The following is a 25,107-nucleotide window of genomic DNA, read 5'->3' as shown; positions in this document are numbered from 1 at the left end:
CGCCGCCGCAGCGCCCCGCCGGCCGCCCAACTCAGCCTTTGGTGATCATGCACCGCAAACCCCACCTGCCCAACAAGCTTTGCGCCGTCTGCGGCTTGCCTTTCGCCTGGCGCCGCAAATGGGCGCGCGACTGGGATCAGGTGCGCTACTGCTCCGAGCGGTGCCGCCGCCAGCGCGCCCACACGGGCGGCACCGGCGCACCGACCGCCACGCTGGCACCACCGCGCCGATGACCGCCACTCCCGACACAGCGACTGGGCCGACGCTGCGCCTGATCCTGGGCGACCAGCTCGATCCGCAGCACCCCTGGTTCGCCCAACGGCGGGCCGACGTGGTGTATGTGTTGATGGAAATGCGGCAGGAGACGGACTACGTCCTGCACCACGCCCAGAAAGTGCTGGCGATCTTCGCCGCGATGCGCGCCTTCGCGCGGCACCTGCGCGGGGCGGGGCATCGCGTCCGGTACGTGGCCATCGACGACCCCAGCAATCGCCAACGGCTCACCACCAATCTGGACGCACTCATCGCACACGACCGCGCTGCGGCCGTGGAGTACCAGTGGCCCGACGAATGGCGGTTGGATGCGCAACTGCGTGCCTGGGCCGCAAAGGCGCCCGTGCCCGTGCGCGCCGTCGACAGCGCGCACTTCTACACCCCTCGCGACGGGGTGGCGCAGGCGCTGGCCGGCCACCGGCAGTGGGTCATGGAGCACTTTTATCGTCAGCAACGCCGCCGGCACCAGGTATTGATGGACGGCGACCAGCCCGCCGGCGGGCGCTGGAACTTCGATGCCGACAACCGCCAGCCCTGGCGCGGCGACCCGCCGCCTCCACCGGACATGCGCCCCAGCCACGACCACCGCGCGCTTTGGCATACCCTGGTAGCAGCGGGCGTGCGCACCGTGGGCGATCCGCAAGCCGACGCCCTGCGCTGGCCCCTCGACCGGGCCGAGGCCCTGGCGCAACTGGATACGTTCATCACCTATGCCCTGCCGCACTTCGGGCGCTTTCAGGACGCGCTGTCGTCCCGGCACGCGCGCCTGTTCCACTCGCTGCTGTCCTTCGCCCTCAACGTCAAGATGCTGCGCCCGCAGGAGGTGATCGCGCGCGCCGAAGCCGCCTGGCGCGACGGGCACGCACCGCTGCCCGCGGTCGAAGGTTTCGTGCGCCAGATCCTGGGCTGGCGCGAATATGTGCGCGGCGTCTACTGGACGCACATGCCGGGCTACACCCGCCGCAACGCGCTGGGGCACGCCCGCCCGCTGCCCGCCTGGTACTGGAGCGGCAACACCCGCATGGCCTGCCTGCGCTCGGCCCTGCGCCAGACGCTGGATGGCGCGTACGCGCACCACATCCAGCGCCTGATGGTCACGGGCAACTTCGCCCTGCTGGCCGGCTGCGATCCGCAGGAGGTGCACCGCTGGTACCTGGGCGTCTACATCGACGCCTTCGAATGGGTGGAAACCCCCAACACCCTGGGCATGAGCCAATGGGCAGACGGCGGGCTGATGGCCACCAAACCCTACGTCAGCAGCGCCGCCTACCTGCACCGCATGGGCGACCACTGCAACGGCTGCGCCTACGACCCCAAGCAGCGCGTGGGCGAGCGGGCCTGCCCTTTCAACGCACTGTACTGGGACTTTCTGGCGCGCCACCGCGAGCGTCTGGCCGCCCTGCCACGCATGGCCGTGATCGTGCGGCAACTGGACCGCATGACCCCTGCCGACCTGCAGGCCCTTCGGGCCCAAGCCGCGACGACCCTGGAGCGGATCGACGGGCTGTGATCGCGGCAGGTCCGCTGTCAGTCCCGCCCACCAAACAATATGCCCAGCGGGCCGCCCTCCTCGCCCCCACTGCCGCCACCGCCCCGGCTGGCCGGCGCGGCTGCAAACACCCGCGACGCCAACCGCGCAAACGGCAGCGACTGCAGCCAGACGGTGCCCGGCCCGCGTAGTACCGCGAAGAACAACCCCTCGCCGCCGAACAGCGCGGTCTTGATGCCGCCGACAAACTCGATGTCGAAATCCACGCCGCTGGTGTAGGCCACGACGCAGCCGGTATCGACCCGCAGCAGCTCGCCCGCAGCCAGCGTGCGCTGGAGCACCGTGCCGCCGGAGTGGCAGAAGGCCAGCCCGTCCCCGTCGAGCTTTTGCATGATGAAGCCCTCGCCGCCGAAAAAGCCCGTGCCCAGGCGGCGCTGGAAGGCAATGCCCAGCGACACGCCGCGCGCGGCACACAGAAAAGCATCTTTCTGGCAAATGATCGTGCCGCCGTGCTGCTGGAGGTCGAAGGGAATGATCTTGCCGGTGTAAGGCGCGGCGAATGCAACGCTGCGCTTGCCGTTGCCCTTGTTGGCGTACACGGTCGTGAACAACGACTCGCCCGTGATGAGCCGTTTGCCGGCACCGAGCAGCTTGCCGAACAGCCCACCCTGCGCCGCGCTGCCGTCGCCAAATACGGTCTCCATCTGGATGCCGTCTTCCATGTACATCAGGCTGCCAGCCTCGCCGATCGCCGCCTCGCCGGGGTCCAGCTCCAGCTCCACTAGCTGCATGTCGTCGCCGTACAGGCGGTAGTCGATCACGTCCATGACCATGGTGCTCGTCCTCCCATCGATGATCAAAATGATAGGCTCAAGGTACCGACTGGCCGGAGAGCGGGGCCCTTCGACCGCCAGCGAAAACCTCAGTTGCTCGATCGGCGGGCAACCCTCCCGATCCGGCCGCCCCAAACGCACCGATTCGATCTGCGATCGACCGCCGGCGAAACGATGAACAGCCGTAGGTTGTCCGGCCCGGCCTCGGCCTGGTAGGGGCGGCTCTTGCATCGTCGCGGATTCCTCATGAAGTGCCAGCCTTCGATCTCACGCGGGTTCGGCTGAAAATGCAGCGGCGGGGTCAGCCGAGCCAGGTTGTCGGCCTCGGGCCGGCGCGGCTCGGCCGCCATGATCTCCCCGCACCAGCGACGCGGCTCCAGTACCACGTCCAAGCCGTCTGGGAGGCGCCGCTGCCAGCGCTCGCCGGCCCGCAGTGCCGCGTGCCAACGCAACGCATAGCAGGGGGTGCTCACACGTTCGCGCAGTTCATGAAGCGGCCAGCCGCCGGGATGGCTGGCCGATAGGGCGCGACCGTCGACAATGCGCAAGGCGTGCTCACCGCAATGAGACAAAGCCACCACCCTGCTGTCCAACCAACCACCCTGCCACAGCTCGAGCCCTTGCACGACCATCTGCGCGCGCGCGGGCTCATGACGCACGACCCGCGCACACACGATCACCGGCGAGCGGGCTGCCTTCTGCAACAAATCGCCTGCGTTGCTGCAGGAGCAGGCCGCCGCCGGCAGCGTGGCCAGATAGTCGCGCACGCAGGCGGACTGCGCGGCCAGCGGTTTCAGGTCGCTGGCCGGGCGCGCCGTGGCGGACTTTTGCACCGACGCCCTGATGGTAACGATGGGCATGGACACGTTCGAGGGCGATCCGATCTCCGGCTTTTTGCTGCGCAGCGCCGACTACACGACCGTTGGGCGCCTGCTGGCCGAGGTGGGCTTGCCGACGGTCTTTACCTTCGAAGGCGGCTACGCAGTGGCCGAGGTGGGCATCAACGCGATCAATCTGCTCGAGGGGTTCTGGCAGGTAGCCTGAGCCGCGCCCGGTCGGGCGCCAGCGTTCAGTTCAGCACTTCGACGTCGCTGCGCACCACCAGCAAGCCGTAGTCGCGATCGAAAGGCTCCAGCGCCTCCATCAGGCGGTCGCTCATCGGCAGGTCGCACATGACCTCGATGCGCACGTTCGAACTGATGCGCCAGTTGCCACTGCGCACGCCGTGGGTGCCGCGGCCGCGGCAGTCGCTCACCGTGTAGCCGACGATGCCGAGCCGGTCGAACTCGCGCACGACCAGCGGCTCGAGCACCGCCTCACAGAAGATGGTGACCAGCTTGTAGACCTTGGCCATGAGCGCTCAACCGGGGACGAAGGTACGGGACATCCACACGTAGATCGGGATGCCCAAAAACAGATTGAACGGGAATGTTACTCCAAGCGAGGCCCCGATCGACAACGCCGGATTGGCCTGCGGGACGGCAATGCGCATCGCCGCCGGCGCCGCGATGTAGGAGGCGCTGGCGTACAGCGTGGCCAACAAGGCTGCATTGCCCTGCGACATGTCCAAGTAGCGCGCGGTGGCGATGCCAATGGAGGCAGCCACCACCGGCATGACGATGGCAAAAGCAACCAAAAACGCCCCGTAAGAGCGGAAGGCTGCAATGCGCGAGGCGGCCACCAATCCCATCTCCAGCAGGAACAGCGCGAGCAGCCCCTTGAACGCCTCCTTGAACACCGGAGCGATCGGCTCGTAACCCTTCACCCCAGCCACGAACCCAATGATCAGCCCCCCGATCAGCAACAGAATGCTTTTGCCGAAGAAGACTTCGTGGCCCAAGCGCCCCCAATGGATCGAGCGCAGTGCTGCCAACCCGCCGCTTTGGCCATCGCGAGCGTCGCCCAGGCGGGCCAACACCACGCCCAGCACCAGCGCTGGCATCTCCAGCAGGGCCAGGTAGACCACCATGTAGCCGTCGTGCGTCCAGCCACGCTCCATCAACGTCGCCACGGCCACGGAGTAAGTGACGACGCTGACCGAACCGTAATGGGCCGCGATGGAGGCTGCGTCGTAGTGGTTGAGTCGGCCCAGATAGCGCAGCACCGGGAAGGCGATGGCCGGAATCAGCATCCCGGCGGCCAGCACGACCAGGCTGCTGCTGACGAGCTCGCCCAGCGGGTATTTGGACAGCTCCACCCCGCCCTTGAGGCCGATGGCCAGCAGCAGGTAGATCGACAGCGCCTCGTAGATGGCTGCCGGGATCTTGAGGTCGGACTTGCTCAGGCCCGCCAGCAGGCCCAGCAGAAAGAACAACACGATCGGGTCGAACACCATGATGCGCTCGCTTGGGTAGTTGAAGTCACGTCAGCTCTGCCAGTGGCGCAGGTAATCGTGCAGCAGCTCGTGCACGGCTTTCGCCTTGACGACCAGCCCCAGATCGATCATCTCGGCGCCGACTGCCTCCAGCGCCGTGCTTGCCGGCACCGGCTGGGGTGTCAGGCGCAGCGACTCTTCGCGAAAAAACACCGCCGCGATGACGCCGGCCAGCCAAAGGCCGCCGCCGTCGGCGGCGCGGATGAACACCGGCGAGCCGCTGGAACCCGGGTAGACCGCGGCATCGACGAGAAACTCAGGGCGGCCTTCGAAATCCACCGCCGGCGGCGTGGCGGTGGTGCCGCGCCGCAGGATCGGCAGTGCGTTGACCTGATCCCACACGCCGCTGGGGTAGCCGACGAACCAGACCTCCTCCAGGGCATCGAGCTGCGCAAGCTGCGCCGCACCGGCCAGCCGATCGGTGCCGACCGGCTGCACGTAGAGCTGCGCGCCCTGCGCGGCGGCGGCCTCCAGCAGCGGCTGCAGCGGCAGCACCGCCAGATCCACCGCCGCATCGGGGTGGCGGTGCCACGCCTCGCCAAACTCGTCGATGCGCACTTCGAAGCGGCTGCCCAGCAGCGGCTGGCCGTCGCGCGCCAGCGGGAAAACCAGCGCGCCGCGCACCACGTCGTCCACCAGGTGGCGGTTGGTGACGACGAAGCGCGTGCGCCCGCGCGCATGCACGTGCTCGACGACGAAGGCGGTGCCGGTGCCGCTGCCGCGGCCGACCAGCTCGGTCTCGATGCGCACGGTGTGAAACAGCAGCCGCTTGGCCGGGGTGTCGACGGCAAACGGTGCGCGCTCGAGGGTCATCGGGGTGTCTCCTCGTGTCGCTTCAGCCCAGTGTGACGGTGCGCGCGCGGCGGTTGATCTGCGCCACCGCGCGCTCGGCGGCAGCCAGCGCCTCGGCGGCCTCGGCCTCGCTGCCCATCATCATCAGACGGCCGAAGTTGCCGAACGGCTTGACGTCCACCAGCGTGACGTTGGCGGCCTTCTCGGCCTCGTTGGCGGCGTAGACCACGTAGCCGGCCGGTTCGCATTCGAAGATGAACAGCGTCTTGCCCGGCAGCAGCATCGAGCCGCGGCGCAGCTGGCGGTTGATCAGCGTGGCGTGATCGGGCGTGACGGCGCGGATGTTTTCCGCCCAGGCCACGCGGCACGGCAGCCGGTCCTCCAGCCGGGCGCCGAGCTGCTCCAGGATGATGTCGCCGGCGGCCAGCACCTCGCTCTGGTTGCGATAGTGGATCTCCATTGAGCCAAACGCCCGCTCGACGACCTGCTCGCCCATGCGCACGTTGGTGGCTTTGAGCGCGATGTCGCTGAGACGGTGGACCGCCATGCCGGGGGCGACTTCGATCCACATGCAGGCATCGCCCGGCACCGGCAGAAAGCCCTGCGATGAGGTGCCGAGGTACGAGGCCAGCTGCGGCTGCAGCGCGTCGATGAAAACGAAGGTGCGCAGCTGCACCCGCGCGCGGTCGGCCAGCCCCGTCGTCATCGTGTCAGCCCCAGGTAGAGCGTGGGCAGCACCTCCGGCAGGCGCTGCACGCGGTCCACCACGGTGTAGTGGCGCGCACCGAAGATGCGCTCGACATACTGGTCGGCGTGCGGATCCAGCGTCAAGCAGTAGGTGACGATGCCGTCGCGCTTGAGCTCCTGCACCGCGCGCTGCGCGTCCATGCGCAAGTACTGTGGGTCGCGCACGTCCACGTCGGCCGGCTCACCATCGGTGAGGACGAAGACGATCTTCTTGCGCTGCGGCTGGCGCCTGAGCTGCTGGCCGGCGTGGCGCAGCGCCGCCCCGAGCCGCGTCGAAAACGCCCCTTCCAGCGCCGCCAGGCGCGCCTTGGCCGGCTCCCCCCAGGGTTCGCGAAAGTCCTTGATCCGCAGATAGTGAACATCGTGCCGGCCGTCGGAGCGAAAGCCGTGGATGGCGCAGCGGTCGCCCAGGCGCTGCAGCGCCTCGGCCAGCAGCGCCGCGGCGGCGCGCGTCAGGTCCAGCACCGTCTGCTCGCTGCCGCGCACCGGGTCGTTGGCGGAAGCCGACAGGTCCAGCAACAGCAGCACCGCCACGTCGCGCGTGTGCAGCCGGTGCTGCATCATGATGCGCGGATCGGGTTGCTGGCCCATGCGCAGATCGACCCAGGCGCGCACCGCGGTCTCGATGTCGAGCTCGTCGCCGTCTTCCACCTTGCGGATGCGCTGCAAACCCTGCGGCGCCATCGCTTCGATCATGCGGCGCAGCCGCTGCACGACGGGTTTTTGCTCCGCCAGCAGCGCATCGATGCGCGCCGCGTCGCCTGCCTGCGCGTGCCGCTCCAGCACCGTGACCCAGTCGGGCCGCTCCAGCTGGATCTGGTAATCCCACTCGGGGTAGTGCACGGGATCGGCCACCGGGGGACGGCCGAGCAGCGAATTGATGGTCACGCCCTCCTGGTCGAGCCAGAACTCGGTCGGCAGGATCCAGACCTCCTGCGCGTCGTCGCCAGCGAATTCGACGTCGACCTCATTGACCATTTCCATCACGTTGACCTTGCGGCGCACCTGCTGCTGGCGCACCCAGGTCGCTGCCAGCGCCACGCTTTCGTCGTAGGCGCCGCTTTCCCAGATGGCACGGTTGTCGTCGCGGTAGAGCGCGCGCTGCCCGTCCTGCCGCGCGGAAAACGCCGGCCAGCCCTCGGCGCCGATGCGCTCGCGCAGGCTTTGCGCCAGCTCGCGGCCCAGCGCCAGGCTGCGCTGCGGGTCGTCCAAGTCCGGCCAGGCGGCCAGCGCCTGCACGCCCTGCTGAACCCAGGGGTCGCGGTCGGCCTGGGCAGCCTGCTCGTCCAGCCACGCTAGCGCCAGCCGGTTGATCAGGTCACCGGCGCGCGTCGGCGGCTCCACCGGCGGTGGGTGCAGAGCGCGCCACTGCGCGCGCAGTTTAGGAAAGCGCCGCATCGCCGCGCCTTCCACCCGCGCGTCCTCCACCAGCTCCACCACCGCCTTGGTCAGCGCATCCAGCCCCTCGTCCGGCAGCGGAGCGCGCGCAAACACCAGGTGCGCTGCGGCGTGGTTGGCGGCGGCGCGGTAGATCTCCAGCGCCGACACCAGCGGCCCGTCCTCGCCCTGCGGGCACACGTCGTCGTAGGCGTCGGCGATGTGGATGACGAACTGCTCGATACACGGGCGCAGGCCCTCGCGCGACTCGAAATCCCCGGCGGTGGGCCGCAGGAAAAAATCGCGCCCCCACAGCGCGCGCAGGTACAGGTTGAGGCGGCGCTGGATGTCGACGAACAGCGTGCCGCGGCGCTCCTGCTGCAGCACCGCCAGCGCGTCGGCGCTTTGCAGGCCGAAGTAGCGCCGCTGGCCCTCGACGTCGCTGCGGTAGGCTTGCGCCCCCCATTGCACCCAGCGGCGCAGCCCCCCCAGCGTCAATTGCTCCAGCAGCCGCGGCAGGTTTTCCAGCATCGGGCGCAGGCCCTGCGGCGCCTGCGCCAGCATGATGCCAAGCACGCTCAGGTATTGGCGAAACAGCTCCTGGTCACCCAGACGGGCGGCCGCCGATGGGGCGGTCTGCACGACCAAGGTCAGCACCTGGCCGGAGGTCTTCGACGCCATCGACAGCAGGAAATTGACCAGGTCCGGCAGCACGTCCTCCCCGATGGCGCGCCCCACCGCCGGCATGTGCTGGATGAAGCTGACGGTGAGCTCCTCGCCGCGGCCGAGGTGGTGCAACGCCAACGCGCCCTTGAGGTAGTTGTCCAGCCCGCGCGACGACAGCGCGCGCGCGGCCTCCTGCCACGCAGCGCGCAGCACTTCCTGCGCGCCGTGCGGCAGCTCAGCCAACAGCTCGCCGTAGTCGACTAGGTGGATGGCCATCGTCGTCGGGTGCGGTGGGCCCGGATCAGAAGTAGGTGGTCACCGCCGCATCCAGCGCGTCGCGCATGTCGGCATCGTCGGTGATCGGGCGCACCAGCGCCATGCGGCAGGCCGACAGCGCCGGCACCCCCTGCGCGATCAGGCTGCCGGCATGGATCAACATGCGGGTGGAAATGCCCTCATCCAGCCCATGGCCCTTGAGGTTGCGCGCCCGCTCGGCAATATGCACCAGTTTGCTGGCGGTCTCGCGATCGACCCCGGATTCGTGCGCGACGATTTCGGCTTCGACCTCCTGCTCGGGGTAATCGAAGTCCAGCGCACCGAAGCGCTGCTTGGTGGACTGCTTCAGGTCCTTCATCAGGCTCTGATAGCCCGGGTTGAAGGAAATGACGAGCTGAAAATCCGGATGCGCCTCGATGACCTCGCCTTTCTTTTCCAACGGCAGCATGCGGCGCTTGTCGGTCAGCGGGTGGATGACGACGGTGGTGTCCTGGCGCGCCTCGACCACCTCGTCGAGGTAACAGATGGCCCCGTGGCGCGCCGCCAGCGCCAGCGGCCCGTCTTGCCAGCGCGTGCCCTGCGCGTCGAGCAGAAAGCGTCCGACCAGGTCGGAGGCCGTCATGTCCTCGTGGCAGGCCACGGTGATCAGCGGCTTGCCGAGCTTCCACGCCATGTACTCGACGAAGCGGGTCTTGCCGCAGCCGGTGGGGCCCTTGAGCATCATCGGCATGCGCACGGCGTAAGCGGCCTCGTACAGCGCCACCTCGTCGGCCACCGGGCGCCAGTACGGCTCGCGCGTGATGCTGCGGTAGGCCGCCAGCGGATCACTGCCGTGGCTGGCTGCGGCCGGGCGCAGCGGCGCTGCCGTGGCGCTCGCGCTGGCCGCCGGCACGGATCGCGCGGTGCCCTGCCCCTGCTGGGCGCGGGCCGCGTAGAGTCGACGCGTCAAGGTGTTCATCGTCGGGTCACTCACTGCTCGGAGGGTTCGGTTCTCAGTCGGGCCAGACACGGCGCGGGAACAGCTCCTGCGCACTCGGGGCCGGGGCGGCGTCCACCGCCGCCGCGGCAGGCACCGTGGGCGGCTGAGCGGCGCTGGCCGGCTCTGCGGGGGCCGCGGGGCGGCGGCGCGGGCGCGCCGGCGCGGCGGGGTCGGGCTGCGCAGCGGCGCCGCGGCGGGCGCCGCGCACACTGGCGGCCAGACGCTGTGCGGTGGTGCGGCTCATGCTTGCATCTCCTCGATCACGGCTTCGATATCGGCCACGGCCGCGGCGGCACGTGGCCCGAGGTCATAGACGCTGACGCCTTGCAGCGCCGCGCTGCGGTAGACGGCGCGGCGGCGCACCACCGCGCGCAGCGCCGGCAGTTCGAACTCGCGCAGCGCCTCGTGCATCGCCGCCGACAGCGCGCTGCCCGGTTCCAGCTGGTTGACCACCAGCCAGGCGCGCAGTGCGGCACGGCGTGCCTGCTCGGCGCGAATCGCCTCCACCAGCCGCCAGCTGGCCCACAGGTCCAGCGGCGACGGCAGCACCGGCACCAGCACCGCGTCGGCCTCCCGCAGGGCCCGTTGCGCGGCTGGATGCTCGACGCTGGGCGGGCAGTCCCACACCAGATGCGCGGCGTCGACGCGCCAGACGGCCTCGCCATCGTGCACCGGCACCCCTCCTGCGCGCAACCACTGCGCGGCCGAACCCTGCGGATCCAGATCGCCCAGCGCGGTGGGGCCGCGCCGCGCCAGCCCTGCGGCCAGCTGCACCGCCAGCGTCGTCTTGCCCGTGCCGCCCTTGGCGTTGAGCACGGCCAAACGGCGTGGCAGCGCGCGCCACGTCATGCCGTCACGCCTGCGGCGGCCGCAGCGGCGATGCGCCGCGCCAGTTCACGCTCGGCCTCACCGACGCCGCCCTCGCCCCCGGCGATGGTGACGTTGACGTACGTGGTGCCGAAACTGATGTTTTGCGGGGCGATGCCCAGCTCCTCCTGCACCGCGGCGACGCGGTCCAGGAAGGCGCGCGTGTCGGCGTAACGCTCGAACGCAAAGCGGCGAAACAGCGCCGGCGGGCGCGCCTGCTCGGTCCAACCTTCGACGGTGGTGTCGCTCATCGGCATTCCCCTTTACTCGATGGTGCGGTCAGCCTTCGTGGCTCCAGGCCCCGTAGTGGGCTGCTTCCTCGGCCGCCAGTTCGCGCAGCAGCGCCTCGCTGACGGCGTCGCGCACGCGGCGCGCATGGTCGGCGGCATCCTGGTACAGCACGACGGCCGTCTGCTCGAGCTGGCGGTTCAGCGTGGCGAAATCGACCACGCCACGCCCGAGCCGCGCCGGCGGCACGTTGCCGGCAGCGGGTGCCACGCCCAGCTCGATGAGCCGCTGCATCAGCCGCTCGGCGTGCGCCAGTTCCTCCAGCGCTTCGCTGCGCAGCCGCTCGGCCAGCTCGCCATACCCGGTCAGCCGTGCTAGCACCGACTGCGCCAGGTACTGCTGCACGGCGGTCATTTCGTGCTGCAGCGCGCGCGTCAGCCACCCCAGGACCCGTGCATCGGCCGCCATGGTCGCCCCTTTCGCTGCGTGCTCGTTGCGCCTCAGCTGCGCGTGGAGGTGACCTCGGCGTCGCGGCCGCCGCCGTCGGCGTCGGGACGCGTCGGCAGGATGCCCTCGACCTCGCTGTGCACGCGCGCGATGATGTGCGCAGCCACCAGGCCGTCGCCGACGCGCTCGCACGCATCGGCCCCTGCGCGCACCGCCGCGTTGACCGCGCCGGTCTCGCCACGCACCATCACCGTCACATAACCGCCGCCAACGAACTGGCGGCCGATCAGCCGCACCTCCGCCGCTTTGGTCATCGCGTCGGCCGCCTCGATCGCCGGCACCAGCCCGCGCGTCTCGATCATGCCCAGGGCAATACCCGTCATCGTCGCCATGGTCGCACTCCTGTCGTCATTCGTGGGGCGCCGCCACGTGGGGCGGCGCTGGGGGGTCGCACCGTCGTAGTCAAACCGTCGGCGCGGTGGGCAGGATGCCCTCGACCTCGCTGTGCACGCGCGCGATGATGTGCGCAGCCACCAGGCCGTCGCCGACGCGCTCGCACGCATCGGCCCCTGCGCGCACCGCCGCGTTGACCGCGCCGGTCTCGCCACGCACCATCACCGTCACATAACCGCCGCCAACGAACTGGCGGCCGATCAGCCGCACCTCCGCCGCCTTGGTCATCGCGTCGGCCGCCTCGATCGCCGGCACCAGTCCGCGCGTCTCGATCATGCCCAGGGCAATACCCGTCGTGTTCGCCATTGCTCTACTCCTCGTGGTCACGTTTGCTTTCAAACACCTGAGCCGATCGGCTCACCCCTTGCTCGCCCCGGACCCTGCGCCCGTGGCTCGATGCTCCGTGACCGCTGGGACGTCTTCGTCCCAGTGGTCGATGATTCCGCAGATCGTCAGATCGGTCATGCACGTCTTGTCCGGCATCGCCAACCGCGCCGCGCTGCCGGTGGTGGCAAACACCCAGCGGCCCACCGGTGCGCCGACCGGGTCGGTGGCCACCGACACCACCCCTTGGGCGCTGCGTACCACACGCAGCGAAGCGCTGCCCAGACCCGGCACGCGGCGCGTGCAGACCAAATCGTCGACCACTCGCACGATGTCCATCGCCGCTCACCCTTCCGGATTCCAGTGGTCGATGATGCCGACGATGGTCAGGTCGGACGGAAAATCCTTCGACCCGGCCGCCTCGCGCGCCGCCGAGGAGCCGACGCAAATGACCCAATCGCCCGGCACGCAGCCCACCGCATCCACCGCGACGCTGCGCGAGCCGCCGACTTTCTCCTGCACCACCAGCAGCGGCCGGTGGCCGAACGCCTCGATGCGGTTCGTCGACACCAGGGTCTTTTCCACGCGCATGATCTTCATCGTCTCGTGCCTCGCGTCATGCCCGTTTCAATGCCCCACCGCCGGCACCGGCTCATCGACCAGCGCTACGGTCTCGCGGTCGTGACGGTCGCTGACCGCCACGCGCCCGTGCAGCAGGCCGCGTTCGTCCCAGTGACGGTAGCGCGTCCGGATCGCCTCCAGCACGCGCTGGCCGCGCGCCACCGCGCGCTCGCGCGCCCCCGGCACGCGCGACGAATAGGTGAAATGCACCAAGACCGGCAAAGCCAGCCCGCGCCGCAGATTCAAACCGGTGAAAATCTTGACGCCGACGTCCAGATCCGCCGTGCCCTCCTCGACGGTGTCGAGATGGGCGTGGTAATACTGGTTGCGCAGCTGCAGCGGCGGCAGCGCGTCGCCGACGCAGACGAAGTGCTCGTCGTGCCCGATGACGGCGTAGCGGCCGTCGTGGTGCTCGATGACGTATTCGATCTGCGACAGGTTGGCCTCCAGCCACAGCGCGGCCAGCCGCGCCAAGCCATCGGCGCCGGGCGTGCGCGCCAGCACCCCACCCAGCTCGCGCACGTGCGCGGCCACGGCGTCGTGCAGCCGGCGGCGGGCGCTGGCGGCGTCCAGACCGAGCGTCTCACGGTACAGCGTGGCCGCATCCAGAAAGCGGTCGGCATGCAGCTGTCCGCGCGGATCGGGTAGATGGATGCGGATCGCGTCGAGATCGGTGTCCACCCCGATCAGCATGACCAGCGGCGCGGCGCCATCGCCAAAGGTGTTGTCGACCGCGGCCCGCAGCGCGTGCAGGCGCTCGATCGCCGCGGCCACCGCGCGCGCGTCATGGCTGCCGTGCGCCGCGCAACCCTCGTGCTGCGGATGCGACGAACTGAAGTGATAGATCGCCACCTTCAGGTAGTCGAGCCCCTCGCCGCCTTCGATCAGGCCGGTGAGGCGCTCCAGCTCGCGCTGCGTCCACTCCTGCACGTCGAGCTCGACGTCGAAGAGGGCTCCCGCATAGGCCTTGACCACCACGTGATCGGCCGGCACGGTGCGCAGCACGAACGGCAACAACCCTTGCAGGCGGCCATCGGCGCACGGGCTGACATCCAGGGTGTGCACGCCGCAGGCGCGCAGCGTATCGACCTGCACCGGCAGGCGCGCACGCCATGGTGCCCCGTCCTGCGGCGCCAGCGCCACGCAGCGGCGGATCGTCTCGAACATCGCGTGGGCGTGCAGGGCCGCCATGTCGACGCCGGCCACCCAAGCGCTGTCCAACGCCGCCAGCGGCCACTCGAAGTCCAGCCTCTGGCGCGCCAGCGCCTGCGCGCGCTCGACGAAATCACGCTCGTGCTGCCAGGCCGACAGCGTGCGCAGCACATCCTCGATCGACTCGAAACGGCCGCGCACCGCCTGCTCGTAGGCATACAGGGCGGCGTTGAGCGCCACGTCGGTCAACGCATGGCGGCAGCTGCGCCCCTCTCCCGGCACGCAGGCCGGGTTCGGCAACGGCGCCTGCACGGCCGGCACGGCCTGCGCGGCGGCCATTTGCAGGCCGTGCCGCGGCAGCGTGGCACGGGCGGCGCGCTGCAGAGCGAGCTGGCGTTTGCGCGTATCCATCGTCGTCGTTTCCGTGTCGCGAGCGGCGTCGTCGGGTGCGTGGTGCGCGTCGTGCGCGGCGGTCAGCCGCGAGCCCCACCGGAGACGGTGACCACGGCGCCGCGCGGCGTGTTGCCGCTGCTGCCGGTGATCGGGCTCAGCGGCACTTCGTCGCGCTCGATGGCACGCAGGTGGCGGGCCTGCGCCCCGAGCGGCCGCGGCATGCCGCGCTGCGTCGGGTTGCGCACCATGGCCGAGGTCCCCTCGGTGCCGGTGACGCGGCGCTCGCTGCCCCACGCATCCCCGGTGATGCGCACCGAACGCGGAGCCGATCCTTCCCCAGTGACGCGCTCGGCCGGTGCCAGCGCCGGGGCGCTGGCCGCTGCTGCCGCCACCCAGGGCGCACTGGCCGCCGCCGAGCCGTGGCGAAACTCCGGCGTGCCGGTGATGAGGCCCTGCGCCTTCATGCCCGGACCGGTGACGCGCAGCGAGGCCTCGTCGGCGCCGCCGCTGCCGGTGATCCGCTGGCGGCGCTCCGATGCTTGGCGCGCCGGAGGCTGGATGCTGAAGTCACGCGGGGCCGGTGGCGCCTCGCTGGCGGCCAGCTCCGGGTAGCGCGTCAGCCAGTGGCCACTCAGCGTGCAGCCGCCGCTCAGGTTGTCGGGCCCGAGGTAGGGTGTGCCGGTGACCGGCTCGCAAGCGCCGCGCTCGTCACCGGTGATGCGGCCACCGCCCGCCCCCGGGCTGTCACCGCTGACGGTGGCCAAGGCAAAACCCGCCGGCATGCGCTCGGCCTGCGCCGGGGCCGTGTCGCCGGCGGCCACGGCCGGGGCGATGACGGCCGGCTCGGCGGGCGCGACGTCCTCGCGCACCGGCAAACTGGCGCGGCGCGACGCCGTGCCAGCCCGCACCCCCGCGGCGCCGCCGGCGGAAAGGGCGTACTGCGTACCGGAGATCGGCCGCTGCGCTCCGGCCTCGTTGCCGGTGACTTTGGGGCTACGGCCGACCGGCGTGCCGGTGACCTCGTTGTCTGCGCGCGAGGACATCACGCTGACCTTGTGCGGCGCGCGCGGGGCCACTTGCTCACACAGCGCCACGTCTTCGGCCGCCAGGTAACGCGTGCCGGTGATGCCGCGGCAGGCACCGGTCTCGTTACCGCTCACCTTGGGGTTGAGTCCGGTGTGGCTGCCGGTGACGGTACGACCGCGCTCGGTGTGGGTTACGGTAACCTTCGGCGGCGCCGGCTGCGGACGCGAGGCGCACCACGCCTCGAATTGCTCCTGCCCGATGTATTCGGTGCCGGTGATCTGGCGACAGGTGCCGGCCTCCATGCCGGTGACCTTCTGGCTGCGCTCAACCTGTGTGCCGCTGATGCGTTGGCCGGACAGGGTATGGCCCTCCTCGGTGTGCGCGGCCTCGCGCAGCGCGGCGCTGGGGCGCACGCGGCCGCTCGGGCGCGTACCGGCGGCCGGCTCGGTGGAGGCGGCCAACCCGGCGCGGCCGGTCAACGCCAACAGCGTACGGCGCTGCATGGCTAGCTGACGACCCGTGGCACCCTTTTGCAGCGCCTCGCGCCAGTCGCGATCCGGCATCGTGGTGGCCAGCCGCGTGGCTTGCGCCACGCGCGTCAAGCCCGCCTTGCCCTCGCGCGCCAGCGCGGCGCGGCGTGCTTGCGCCAGCGTGCGCCCGGTGGGCGGCGCCACACGCGGCTTGTCTTCCACGTGCGCAGCGGTGCGCACGCCGGCGTCGCCGCAGCCGCCCGGTGCGGTCGCGGCGGCCAGCATGCGTGCGAGGCCGTCGCTGGCCTCGCGCTGACAGGACTGACGCCCGCCGCAGCCACAGCCGCAGCCGCCATCCGCGCTGGCCGCCGGCGCTACGGCTGCAGCTTGGCTGCGCGCCATCGCGCTGCGCAGCGTCGGCAGCGCACCGCGCCCTTGCTGCGCCAGCGCCTGCCGCCGCTGGCGCGCCAGCTCCCGCCCCGAAAGGGCAGCCTTCACCACCGTCCCGTCCATGGGGGACTCCTTCCTCGAGAACTGTCGGTCACACATCGCAGGGGGTGGGGCCTCGGCTGCGCCGGGCCGCGCCACCCTGCGCCCCGCACGTCAGCGATAGACGACGAACGTCAGGCCCTGGCTCTGCGCGTAGTTGTCGTAGGCGACGAAGCGCACCATGTGGTTCGGGAACTCGCGATGGCAGGCCTCGATTTCGGCCAGCACGGCGTCGACCGACTGCTCGCCGAACATTGGCAGCTTCCACATGTACCAGTAGCTCTCCTTGGCGGGGGTGCCGCGCTCGGTGTGCTCCACCGCCGGGTTCCAGCCCTGCGCCAGCGCGTACGCAATCTGGCGGCGCACCTGGTCCGGCGTCATCTGCGGCAGGTACGAGAAGGTTTCGTGCTTGAGCGACTGCTTGTAGGCTTGCATGATGGATCTCCTGAATCGGGTCGGTTCGGTAGGCGGCGATCACTTGTGCTGCACGTCGAGCTTGTCGACGACGTCGAACTCGAACTTGATCTCCTTCCAGGTCTCCATCGCGATCTTGAGCTCCGGCGAATGCTGGGCGGCGGCAGTGAGGATCTCCTTGCCTTCCTTCTCGATCTGGCGCCCCTCGTTGCGCGCCTGCACGCAGGCCTCCAGCGCCACGCGGTTGGCGTGCGCACCGGCGGCGTTGCCCCACGGGTGGCCGAGCGTGCCACCGCCGAACTGGAACACCGCGTCGTCGCCAAAGATGGCCAGCAGCGCCGGCATGTGCCAGACGTGAATGCCGCCCGAGGCCACCGCGAAAGCGCCCGGCATCGAGCCCCAGTCCTGGTCGAAGAAGATGCCGCGGCTGCGATCCTCCGGCACGAACGACTCGCGCAGCAGGTCCACCCAACCCAGCGTAGCCTGGCGGTCTCCCTCCAGCTTGCCCACCACGGTGCCGGTGTGCAGGTGGTCGCCGCCCATCAGGCGCAGCACCTTGGTCAGCACGCGGAAGTGGATGCCGTGGTAGGGGTTGCGGTCGATCACGGCGTGCATCGCGCGGTGCACGTGCAGCAGCATGCCGTTCTCACGGCACCAGTTGGCCAGACCGGTGTGGGCGCAGAAGCCGCCGGTCAGGTAGTCGTGCATGATGATCGGCGCGCCGATTTCCTTGGCGTACTCGGCGCGCTTGAACATTTCGTCCGGCGTCGGCGCCGTCACGTTGAGGTAGTGCCCCTTGCGCTCACCGGTCTCGCGCTCGGCCTTCTCGACGGCCTCCTGCACGAAGTCGAAGCGCTGCTTCCAGCGCATGAACGGCTGGCTGTTGACGTTCTCGTCGTCTTTGGTGAAGTCCAGGCCACCGCGCAGCGCCTCGTAAACGGCACGGCCGTAGTTCTTGCCGGAAAGACCCAGCTTGGGCTTGATCGTGCAGCCCAGCAGCGGACGGCCGTACTTGTTCATCAGGTCGCGCTCGACCTGGATGCCGTGCGGCGGGCCGCCACAGGTCTTGACGTAGGCGATCGGGAAGCGCACATCCTCCAGACGCAGCGAGCGCACCGCCTTGAAGCCGAACACGTTGCCCACCAGCGAGGTGAACACGTTGACCACCGAGCCTTCCTCGAACAGGTCGATCGGGTAGGCGATGAAGGCGTAGAACGCCGTGTCGTCGCCCGGCACGTCCTCGATGCGGTAGGCACGGCCCTTGTAATAATCGAGGTCGGTCAGCAGGTCGGTCCACACCGTCGTCCACGTCCCGGTGGACGACTCGGCCGCCACGGCCGCGGCCGCCTCCTCGCGGTCCACGCCCGGCTGGGGCACGATCTTGAACACCGCCAGCAAGTCGGTGTCCAACGGGGTGTAATCGGGCATCCAGTACGTCTGGCGGTACTCCTTGACGCCGGCGTTGTAGGTCTTGACGGCCATGCTCACTCCTCGGGAATCTCGTGGCGGTTGCGCGAACCCGTCATTGCGGGGCTGGTGTGGATCGTAGGCGTGAGTTGGTTTCAAGAAAAGTAAAATATTTCAACGCGTTCCTTTTATCCCGATAAAACGATGAACCCGCGCCACCTGACGCTGCACCAGTTGCGCATTTTTCTGGCGGTGGCGCAGCACGGCAGCTTTGCCCGCGCGGCCGAGGCCTTGCACCTGGCACCACCCACTCTGTCGCTGCAGGTCAAGCAGCTGGCGCAAACCGTGGGGCAGCCGCTGTTCGAGCAGATCGGCAAGCGCATCTACTTGACGGCAGCCGGGCACGCCCTGGCCGACGCCTGCCGCGACATCGAAGACCGGCTACAGCGGCTGGGGGAGGACATGGCCGCGCTGCAAGGGGTGGAGCGCGGCCGGCTGCGCCTGGCCATCCTCACCACCGCCAAATACGTGGTGCCCAAGCTGCTCGGAGGGTTTTGCGCGGCGCACCCGGGTATCGAAGTGGCCATGGTGGTGGGCAACCGCGAGACGCTGGTGCAGCGCCTGGCGCAAAACCAGGACGACCTCTACGTCCTGGGCCAACCGCCGGAGCACCTGGATGTGGTGTGCGAGGCGTTTGCCGACAACCCCCTCGTGCCCATCGCGCCCCCGGGCCACCCGCTGACGGGCGTGCGCGCGATCCCTCCACAACGACTGGCGCAGGAACCCTTCATCCTGCGCGAGCCCGGTTCGGGCACCCGCCTGACGACGGAGCGTTTTTTTGCGGCCCACGGCGCGCGCCTGCGTACCCGGCTGGAGGTGGGCAGCAACGAAGCCGTCAAACAAACCGTCGCCGGCGGGCTGGGGGTGGCCGTCCTGTCGGCACACACGGTGGCCGCCGAGCTGGCGCTGGGCGATCTGATCGCGCTGGACGTGGCGGGCTTTCCGCTGTTGCGCCGCTGGCAAATCGTCTATCCGCACGGCAAGCGGCTGTCGCCGGCGGCGCTGGCCTTCAAGGCGTGGCTGCGGGACCATCGCCCGACGGCGGCGGTGCCGTCGCCATCTGCGGCCGGATGAGCACCTCGTCGATGCGGCGGCCCTCGGTGGAGCGGACCTCGAACACCCAGCCGCCAATCGCGACCCGCTCCCCCGGCGTCAGCAATCGGCCCGCCACCATCAGCATCAGCCCGGCCACGGTGTGGTAGCGGTCCTTGTCCTCGTCGGGCAAGGCATCGATCTCGAGCCGGGCCTTGAGCTCGTGCACCGGCATGCTGCCATCGACCCGCCAGCTCCCGTCGGCCAGCGGAGTGGCCCAGGCCTCCTGCGGCTCGTCAGCCGACAGCTCGCCCGTGATCGCCTCCAGCAGATCCAGCGGCGTGAGCATCCCCTGCACCACGCCGTACTCGTCCACCACGAACACCAGGCGCATGGCGCGGGCGCGAAACTGCTCCAGCAACTCCAGCCCACTCAGGGTCTCGGGCACGAAGGTGGCCGGGAGTGCGTCGCGCGCCCAGTCGGCCTCGCGCCCGCCGATCTCGTCCAGGGCCATCAGGTGCGTCAGCGCCACCACGCCTTGCACATGGTCCAGTCCGCCACGGGCCACCGGATACCACGAGTGCCCACTCTGGCGCGCGCGGCGCAGCACCTCGGTCAGCGGCTCGCCCGCCTCCAGCCAATCGATGTCCGAGCGCGGCACCATCAGACTGCCAAGCTGCCGGTCATCCAGCGACAGCACATTGCGCACCATGCGGTGCTCCTGCCGTTCGATCACGCCGGCACCCAAACCTTCGCGCAGGCTGGCGTGGATCTCCTCCTCAGTTACCGTGCGGTCCGCGTCGGTGTCGATGCGCAGCAGGCGCAGCACCGCATGGGTGGTCGCCGACAGCAGCAGCACAAAGGGCTTGGCCACCCGGGCCACGCCGGCCATGGGCCGCGCCACCCAGCGCGCGACGGCCTCCGGGTAGAGCTGGCCGATGCGCTTGGGCACCAACTCGCCAAAGACGATCGTCAAGAACGTGATGGCCGCCACGACGATGGCCGTGGCAGAAACCGAAGCCGTCACGTCGGACCATCCCCAGCCGCGAAACCAGTCCGCCAGCCCGTCGCTGAACGCCGCCTCGCCCACGATGCCGTTGAGCATGCCGATGGAGGTGATCCCCACCTGCACGGACGACAAAAACTGCGTCGGGTTGTCCAGCAGCTGCAGCGCGGTGCGGGCCCCTTTGTCCCCCGCTTCGGCCAGGGCCGCCAGGCGCGCCCGGCGGCTGGCCGCCAACGCCAGCTCGGACATGGCAAACGCCCCATTGAGCAGGGTTAGGAAGACGATCAGCAGGATATCCATAATGCGCGCCCATGGCACTGTACCTGATTGGCGACGTCCAGGGCTGCGACGTCGCACTGCAGCACCTGCTGGACGAAATCGGCTTTTCCCCCAGCCGGGACCGTTTGGTCTTGCTGGGCGATCTGGTCAACCGCGGCCCGGCATCGCTGGCCGTCTTGCGCCGGCTGCAGGCGCTGGAGGGTTCGGCCGATGCCCTGCTGGGCAATCACGACCTGCACCTGCTGGCCGTCGCGGCCGGCGTGCGGCCGCCGCACCGCAACGACACGCTGGACGGCATCCTCGGCGCGCCGGACCGCGCGGCCCTGCTCGACTGGCTGCGCCAGCGACCACTGGCTATGGCGGTGCACGGCTGGCTGCTCGTGCACGCCGGCGTGCTGCCGCAGTGGTCGGCAGCGCAGGTGCTGTTGCTGGCGGCAGAGGTGCAAGCGCTGCTGCGCGGGCCCGACCTGACCGACTGGCTACACCAGATGTACGGCAACCAGCCCGACCGCTGGAGCGACGACCTCCAGGGCCCCGCGCGCTGGCGCGTCATCGTCAATGCCCTGACGCGGCTGCGCTTTTGCACCGCCGAGGGGGTGATGGAATTTTCCACCAAAGACAGCGCGGCCGACGCCCCCGCCGGGTACCTGCCGTGGTTCGACGTGCCCGGGCGCCGTTGCGCCGGCACGCCGGTCGCGTTTGGCCACTGGTCCACCCTCGGTCCGCTGCAACGCCCGGACCTGCTGGCGCTGGACACCGGCTGCGTCTGGGGCGGTCAGCTCAGCGCGGCCTGCCTGCCGAACGCCCCCGTGGCGGACGCACGGCAGGTCGAAATCATCCGGATACCGTGTCCGCAGGCTCAGGCACCGGGTCGGGGGATGTGAGCGCGGGCAGCGGCGCACGCAGCAGGGCCGGCACCTTGCGCTTGGGCCGGATGTAGGCCGAGAGGCCTTTCGGCGCGGGGGCTTTGGCCGGTTGCTCCCATGCCGGTTGGGCATCGGGCGGCAGAGACGGCTCGTACGGGCGGTCGTACAGCGGGTCTGCCAGCGCACGCCGCTCGGCCGCCGGGCGCATCGGCCGGGCCGAACGCGCCGCGGGCTCGGCGCGCACAGGTGCCTCCTCGCCTTCGGCCTCGGGCACCTGCCACAGGCGCTGGCCGTCGTTGTGGCGCGCGGGCCGGCCGCGCGAGCGGCGCTCGTCTTCGATCTCCAGCGGCTCGACCTCCGCCTTGCGACCGATCAGCTTCTCGATATCCGCCAGGGAGCGGGCATCGCGGCCGTTGACGAAGGAGATGGCCAACCCCGAGGCGCCCGCCCGCCCGGTGCGCCCGATGCGGTGCACATAGTCCTCGGCGTTGAAGGGAATGTCGACGTTGAAGACCGCGGGCACATCCTTGATGTCCAGACCGCGCGCCGCGACGTCGGTGCACACCAGAAGATCCACCTGCCCCTGCTTGAAGGCATCGAGGGCCTTAAGGCGTTCATCCTGGCTTTTGTCGCCGTGCAGCGCCGCCACGCGCAGGCCGTCGCGCTCCAGCGAACGGGCCAGGCGCGCACAGCCCAGCTTGCTGTTGACGAAGACGAAGGCCTGCTTGACCTGCTCCTGCCGCACCAGTTGCTTGAGCGCCTGGCGCTTGTCGTCCTCTTCCACCCGGTAGAAGCGCTGCTCCACGGTCGCGGCCGTGGTGTTGGCGCGCGCCACCTCGATCACCACCGGGTCCTGCAGATAGCTCGATGCCAGGCGCTTGATCTCGGGCGAGAAGGTGGCGGAAAACAGCAGCGTGGTGCGCTGCTTGGGCAGGTAGGACAGGATGCGTTGCAAGTCGGGCAAAAACCCGATGTCGAGCATGCGGTCCGCCTCATCGAGCACCACATACTCGACCTGGTTGAGCACCGCCGTTTTGGCCTCGATGTGGTCGAGCAGCCGGCCGGGCGTGGCGACCAGAATCTCCACCCCCTTGCGCAGTTCTTCGACCTGCGGCTTCATGTCCACGCCACCAAAGACGACCGCGCTGCGCAGCGGGGTGTACTTGGCGTACAGCTTGACCTGCTGGGCCACCTGATCCGCCAGCTCCCGCGTGGGCAGCAGCACCAGGGCGCGCACCGGGTGGCGCGCTGGTGAGGTGGACGCATTGGCGTGGCGCAACAGCCGTTGCAGCAGCGGCAGCGAAAACGCCGCGGTCTTGCCGGTGCCGGTCTGGGCGGCGCCCATCACGTCGCGGCCCTGCAGCACCACCGGAATGGCCTGCGCCTGGATGGGCGTCATGGCTGCGTAGCCCATCTCGGCTACGGCCCGGGCCAGCGGTTCGGCCAGATTCAGTTCGGAAAAAGCTTGTGTCATGTGGTGCTATTGTCGCACCGCAGCACGAACGGCGCCACCGTTGAACGACGAAGGGCCCGACGGGCCCCTCGTTCGTACCGGTGATGCGGCCCTCACGGGCGACACCTGCACCGTCAGGCAAAGGACGGCGCGGGGTCGCTGGTCGGGCGCCCGTGGAAATCGGTCCAGCAGCGCCGCGTAAAGTCGTACAGTTTGCAGCGGCGCGCGGTGTCAAAGTACCAGCGCCAGCTGAAGCGCTGGATGATGATGCGCCCAGGCAGCATATCCTCCAGCTTCTTTTGCGCCTGCTTGAGCTTATATAGCGGCACGCTCATGTCCACATGGTGCGCGGTGTGCTCCATGATGTGGTGCATCAGCGCACCGATCTTCAGCGGGAACTCCAGATGCACCGTGGTCGACACGAACGGGGCCGCCTTAGCCCAGGCGACCTTGTCGTCGTGCCACTGCACCGCGGGATGGGTGTGATGGACGTACACGACGAAGCCGATCATCGCGTTCCAGAACACGAACGGCACGACGAAACCCATGACCACCTGCAGCCACACGGATTGCCCCGCGGCCAGCGCGGCCCAGACCATGCCGCCGATCCACAACAGCGCGACACCCAACACGAACACCCCGTCCCACAGGAACTCGGGACGGCGCGTACCCATGTAGGTCTTGCGCGGGAAGAACATGCGCAGCCACCACATCTCGATGAAGTAATACAGCGCAGGCCCCCAGCCGCTGCGGTAGATGCGCTCGAGCACACGGCGCGCCGGCGACAGGGCATCGAACTCCGCCTTGGTCAGCGGCGCCCAGACGAAGTCCACCCCTTTCAGGTTGGTGTAGCCGTGGTGCACGACGTTGTGGCCGACCTCCCACAGGCTGTAGGGGGTGAGCGAAGGGATCATCGCGATGCGGCCCAGCAGCTTGTTCAAGCCGCGGTGCGGCGTGTAACTCTGGTGGCAGGCGTCGTGGCCGATGATGAACAGCCGCCCGATGGTGAAGCCGGCCGCCAGCCCGCACAACAGCTTGGCCCACCACGCCTCGAAGGCGATGGTGCCGGCGATCAGCGCAGCAAAAATCACCCAGTCCAGCACCAGGAGAGCGATCGCGATGGGCGTGCGGCGCTCGCCCAGTGGCGTGATCCAGCCACGGATGACTTTGCGGTGGGGCAGCGGCTGCCCCGGCGGAATGGGTTGGGATGCCTCGGGCGCGGACACGGTTTCGGTGGCAGACATGACGAATCGGTGGGACAAGGCTGACGCTAATGAGCCGGCGCAAGTATGCCCGATGGTGCCCGCCCCCGTTTGATACAGGTCAAGCGATGAGCCCCGTGGTTGCGGCGCTGTTGCATTCCCCACGAAGTCTGGCGGCGTCTTATAATGGTGGGCTTTGCTGGCAACATCCACCAACCCCAGAAGGAATTCAGCCCATGGCAACCAAGTCGAAGAAGTCGCCGCGCCTGGCCTCCGGCCGCAAGCGCGCGCGCCAAGACGTCAAACTCAACGCCCACAACGCGTCGCTGCGCTCGCAGTACCGCACCGCCGTCAAGAAGGTGGAAAAAGCCGTCGCCGCCGGTGACAAGGCCAAGGCCACCGAGCTCTTTGCCCAGATGCAGTCGATTGTCGACTCAGTCGCGGACAAGGGCATCTTCCACAAGAACAAGGCCGCTCGCGACAAGAGCCGCCTGTCGGCCAAGGTCAAGACCCTGGCTGCCGCGTCTGCCTAAACTCCGGACACCCTCGCCCGGACCCCGCCGGCGGCCAGCCGGCCGGAATGTCCGCCTTGGAACGGGTGCGCTGCCAGCAAATCCCCTGCCGACGCCGCCGTGGCCCACGCCCGGCGGCGTTTTTCATGGCGCGTGCGTCATGGGACGCGCAGATCCGAAAAACGGCGGCAGCGCGCATCAGCCGCGCGGCGGATCGGGCAGCAGACAGGCCTCGGTCACGACCAGGTCGTTGTCGCGCGCAAACCCCATCACGAAATCCCAGGCCCGCTCGTCGTAGTCGCGCAACGCACGGTTGACGACAACGCACTTGACGCCGTTGATGACGGTGGGGATCACCCACGGCGAGTAGCACAGGTGGGCGCCGTGCCCTTGGGCTGCCTGGGGGTGAAACGGACTCATCACACCCGCCAGGCGCTCGGCCCAGTCGCTTGGGCGAAACGTGCGGCCACTGCGCGTGACCCCCTGGATGAAGATTTCTTGGGCGTTGGGCGTGACCATCGCGCGGACGGCCGCGGCCGGTGGGCGCGCGGCGACAGGGAGGGTGGGTGGACGACCCCGAACACGGGGCAGGAGTGGCGC

29 protein-coding genes and 1 pseudogene are annotated in these 25,107 nt (G+C 69.5%); 6 read left to right on the top strand and 24 right to left on the bottom strand.

Annotated elements, in window-relative coordinates; all coding sequences use genetic code 11:
• Positions 1 to 233 (top strand): DUF2256 domain-containing protein (locus V7026_RS01365; protein WP_334153448.1); only part of this gene is annotated, 233 nt, incomplete at its 5' end.
• The gene (locus tag V7026_RS01360) at positions 230 to 1,783 is read left to right on the top strand and encodes a cryptochrome/photolyase family protein (RefSeq protein ID WP_334153447.1); all 1,554 of its coding nucleotides are present in this window, start codon (positions 230 to 232) and stop codon (positions 1,781 to 1,783) included. The genes V7026_RS01365 and V7026_RS01360, both read left to right, overlap by 4 nt.
• A 17-nt stretch (positions 1,784 to 1,800) precedes the next feature.
• Here the strand turns inward: V7026_RS01360 and V7026_RS01355 are convergent, their stop codons facing one another.
• Together V7026_RS01355 and V7026_RS01350 are read right to left on the bottom strand one after the other, a co-directional pair.
• On the bottom strand, positions 1,801 to 2,595 hold the full coding sequence (locus V7026_RS01355) for a TIGR00266 family protein (RefSeq protein ID WP_334153446.1): 795 nt from the start codon (positions 2,593 to 2,595) through the stop codon (positions 1,801 to 1,803).
• 89 nt (positions 2,596 to 2,684) lie between these two features.
• Positions 2,685 to 3,455, bottom strand: a complete 771-nt coding sequence (locus V7026_RS01350; protein WP_334153455.1) for a hypothetical protein — start codon at positions 3,453 to 3,455, stop codon at positions 2,685 to 2,687.
• Between V7026_RS01350 and V7026_RS01345 the strand changes: the two are divergent.
• Positions 3,409 to 3,639 (top strand): annotated as a pseudogene (locus V7026_RS01345) (histone deacetylase family protein); the annotation flags it as partial. The gene V7026_RS01350 and the pseudogene V7026_RS01345 overlap by 47 nt on opposite strands.
• Positions 3,640 to 3,664: 25 nt before the next feature.
• Here the strand turns inward: V7026_RS01345 and V7026_RS01340 are convergent.
• The 18 genes from V7026_RS01340 to V7026_RS01255 all read right to left on the bottom strand — a co-directional run bounded on the left by V7026_RS01340 (position 3,665) and on the right by V7026_RS01255 (position 18,172).
• Entirely contained in the window at positions 3,665 to 3,949 is a 285-nt protein-coding gene (locus V7026_RS01340) for a P-II family nitrogen regulator (protein ID WP_334153445.1), read from the bottom strand.
• 6 nt (positions 3,950 to 3,955) lie between these two features.
• Positions 3,956 to 4,930, bottom strand: coding sequence for a sodium-dependent bicarbonate transport family permease (locus V7026_RS01335; RefSeq protein WP_334153444.1), 975 nt, complete (start codon positions 4,928 to 4,930; stop codon positions 3,956 to 3,958).
• A 30-nt stretch (positions 4,931 to 4,960) separates the two neighbouring features.
• Entirely contained in the window at positions 4,961 to 5,782 is an 822-nt protein-coding gene (locus tag V7026_RS01330) for a S1 family peptidase (protein WP_334153443.1), read from the bottom strand.
• A gap of 22 nt (positions 5,783 to 5,804) precedes the next feature.
• The gene (locus V7026_RS01325; protein WP_334153442.1) at positions 5,805 to 6,467 is read right to left on the bottom strand and encodes a hypothetical protein; all 663 of its coding nucleotides are present in this window, start codon (positions 6,465 to 6,467) and stop codon (positions 5,805 to 5,807) included.
• On the bottom strand, positions 6,464 to 8,827 hold the full coding sequence (locus V7026_RS01320) for a nitric oxide reductase activation protein NorD (RefSeq protein WP_334153441.1): 2,364 nt from the start codon (positions 8,825 to 8,827) through the stop codon (positions 6,464 to 6,466). The genes V7026_RS01325 and V7026_RS01320 overlap by 4 nt, the downstream gene beginning before the upstream one ends.
• Positions 8,828 to 8,852: 25 nt before the next feature.
• Positions 8,853 to 9,785 carry a CbbQ/NirQ/NorQ/GpvN family protein gene (locus tag V7026_RS01315; RefSeq protein WP_334153440.1) on the bottom strand — a complete coding sequence of 311 codons (933 nt, stop codon included), beginning with the start codon at positions 9,783 to 9,785 and terminating at the stop codon, positions 8,853 to 8,855.
• 34 nt (positions 9,786 to 9,819) lie between these two features.
• Positions 9,820 to 10,050, bottom strand: a complete 231-nt coding sequence (locus tag V7026_RS01310) for a hypothetical protein (protein ID WP_334153439.1) — start codon at positions 10,048 to 10,050, stop codon at positions 9,820 to 9,822.
• Entirely contained in the window at positions 10,047 to 10,655 is a 609-nt protein-coding gene (locus V7026_RS01305; RefSeq protein ID WP_334153438.1) for a ParA family protein, read from the bottom strand. Before V7026_RS01305 ends, V7026_RS01310 begins: the two co-directional genes overlap by 4 nt.
• Positions 10,652 to 10,924 carry a 4a-hydroxytetrahydrobiopterin dehydratase gene (locus V7026_RS01300; protein WP_334153437.1) on the bottom strand — a complete coding sequence of 91 codons (273 nt, stop codon included), beginning with the start codon at positions 10,922 to 10,924 and terminating at the stop codon, positions 10,652 to 10,654. The genes V7026_RS01305 and V7026_RS01300 overlap by 4 nt, the downstream gene beginning before the upstream one ends.
• 28 nt (positions 10,925 to 10,952) lie before the next feature.
• Positions 10,953 to 11,369, bottom strand: coding sequence for a ferritin-like domain-containing protein (locus V7026_RS01295; RefSeq protein ID WP_334153436.1), 417 nt, complete (start codon positions 11,367 to 11,369; stop codon positions 10,953 to 10,955).
• Positions 11,370 to 11,401: 32 nt separating this feature from the next.
• Complete coding sequence (locus V7026_RS01290; protein WP_082668375.1) at positions 11,402 to 11,740, bottom strand: BMC domain-containing protein; 339 nt, start codon at positions 11,738 to 11,740, stop codon at positions 11,402 to 11,404.
• Positions 11,741 to 11,810: 70 nt separating this feature from the next.
• Positions 11,811 to 12,107, bottom strand: a complete 297-nt coding sequence (locus V7026_RS01285) for a BMC domain-containing protein (protein WP_132961276.1) — start codon at positions 12,105 to 12,107, stop codon at positions 11,811 to 11,813.
• A gap of 51 nt (positions 12,108 to 12,158) precedes the next feature.
• Positions 12,159 to 12,464, bottom strand: coding sequence for a carboxysome peptide B (locus V7026_RS01280; protein WP_334153435.1), 306 nt, complete (start codon positions 12,462 to 12,464; stop codon positions 12,159 to 12,161).
• A gap of 6 nt (positions 12,465 to 12,470) precedes the next feature.
• Positions 12,471 to 12,725 carry a carboxysome peptide A gene (locus V7026_RS01275; RefSeq protein ID WP_143890930.1) on the bottom strand — a complete coding sequence of 85 codons (255 nt, stop codon included), beginning with the start codon at positions 12,723 to 12,725 and terminating at the stop codon, positions 12,471 to 12,473.
• Positions 12,726 to 12,752: 27 nt separating this feature from the next.
• Complete coding sequence (locus V7026_RS01270) at positions 12,753 to 14,309, bottom strand: carboxysome shell carbonic anhydrase (RefSeq protein ID WP_334153434.1); 1,557 nt, start codon at positions 14,307 to 14,309, stop codon at positions 12,753 to 12,755.
• 62 nt (positions 14,310 to 14,371) lie between these two features.
• Positions 14,372 to 16,300 carry a CsoS2 family carboxysome shell protein gene (locus V7026_RS01265; protein ID WP_334153433.1) on the bottom strand — a complete coding sequence of 643 codons (1,929 nt, stop codon included), beginning with the start codon at positions 16,298 to 16,300 and terminating at the stop codon, positions 14,372 to 14,374.
• A gap of 90 nt (positions 16,301 to 16,390) precedes the next feature.
• Positions 16,391 to 16,711: a ribulose bisphosphate carboxylase small subunit gene (locus tag V7026_RS01260; protein WP_334153432.1), complete on the bottom strand. Its 321-nt coding sequence runs from the start codon at positions 16,709 to 16,711 to the stop codon at positions 16,391 to 16,393.
• A 39-nt stretch (positions 16,712 to 16,750) separates the two neighbouring features.
• Complete coding sequence (locus V7026_RS01255) at positions 16,751 to 18,172, bottom strand: form I ribulose bisphosphate carboxylase large subunit (RefSeq protein ID WP_334153431.1); 1,422 nt, start codon at positions 18,170 to 18,172, stop codon at positions 16,751 to 16,753.
• Positions 18,173 to 18,301: 129 nt separating this feature from the next.
• Between V7026_RS01255 and V7026_RS01250 the strand changes: the two genes are divergently transcribed.
• The gene (locus tag V7026_RS01250; RefSeq protein ID WP_334153430.1) at positions 18,302 to 19,231 is read left to right on the top strand and encodes a LysR family transcriptional regulator; all 930 of its coding nucleotides are present in this window, start codon (positions 18,302 to 18,304) and stop codon (positions 19,229 to 19,231) included.
• Here V7026_RS01250 and V7026_RS01245 read toward each other — a convergent pair.
• Positions 19,167 to 20,495 (bottom strand): hemolysin family protein, encoded by a 1,329-nt coding sequence (locus V7026_RS01245; RefSeq protein WP_334153429.1) that lies wholly within the window; start codon positions 20,493 to 20,495, stop codon positions 19,167 to 19,169. The two genes, V7026_RS01250 and V7026_RS01245, sit on opposite strands and share 65 nt — an antisense overlap.
• An 11-nt stretch (positions 20,496 to 20,506) precedes the next feature.
• Between V7026_RS01245 and V7026_RS01240 the strand changes: the two genes are divergently transcribed.
• On the top strand, positions 20,507 to 21,358 hold the full coding sequence (locus tag V7026_RS01240) for a symmetrical bis(5'-nucleosyl)-tetraphosphatase (protein WP_334153428.1): 852 nt from the start codon (positions 20,507 to 20,509) through the stop codon (positions 21,356 to 21,358).
• On the opposite strand, the gene V7026_RS01235 is transcribed toward V7026_RS01240, so the two are convergent.
• Both V7026_RS01235 and V7026_RS01230 read right to left on the bottom strand, forming a co-directional pair.
• Positions 21,309 to 22,814: a DEAD/DEAH box helicase gene (locus tag V7026_RS01235; RefSeq protein WP_334153426.1), complete on the bottom strand. Its 1,506-nt coding sequence runs from the start codon at positions 22,812 to 22,814 to the stop codon at positions 21,309 to 21,311. The genes V7026_RS01240 and V7026_RS01235 overlap by 50 nt on opposite strands.
• 113 nt (positions 22,815 to 22,927) lie before the next feature.
• Positions 22,928 to 24,037, bottom strand: coding sequence for a fatty acid desaturase (locus V7026_RS01230; RefSeq protein ID WP_334153425.1), 1,110 nt, complete (start codon positions 24,035 to 24,037; stop codon positions 22,928 to 22,930).
• Positions 24,038 to 24,231: 194 nt separating this feature from the next.
• Here V7026_RS01230 and rpsT point away from each other — a divergent pair, with 194 nt between their 5' ends.
• A complete protein-coding gene (gene rpsT / locus V7026_RS01225) occupies positions 24,232 to 24,528 on the top strand; it encodes a 30S ribosomal protein S20 (protein WP_334153424.1) in 297 nt (98 codons plus the stop codon).
• A 177-nt stretch (positions 24,529 to 24,705) separates the two neighbouring features.
• Here rpsT and V7026_RS01220 read toward each other — a convergent pair whose 3' ends face one another.
• Positions 24,706 to 25,026: a DUF3579 domain-containing protein gene (locus V7026_RS01220; protein ID WP_068610130.1), complete on the bottom strand. Its 321-nt coding sequence runs from the start codon at positions 25,024 to 25,026 to the stop codon at positions 24,706 to 24,708.
• Between the last annotated feature and the right edge of the window lie 81 nt (positions 25,027 to 25,107).

The organism is Tepidimonas sp. (genome assembly GCF_036825565.1).
Classification (GTDB): Bacteria; Pseudomonadota; Gammaproteobacteria; order Burkholderiales; family Burkholderiaceae_C; genus Tepidimonas.
Note: the sequence above shows the minus strand (reverse complement) of the source record. Positions and strands in the feature narration are given on the sequence as shown.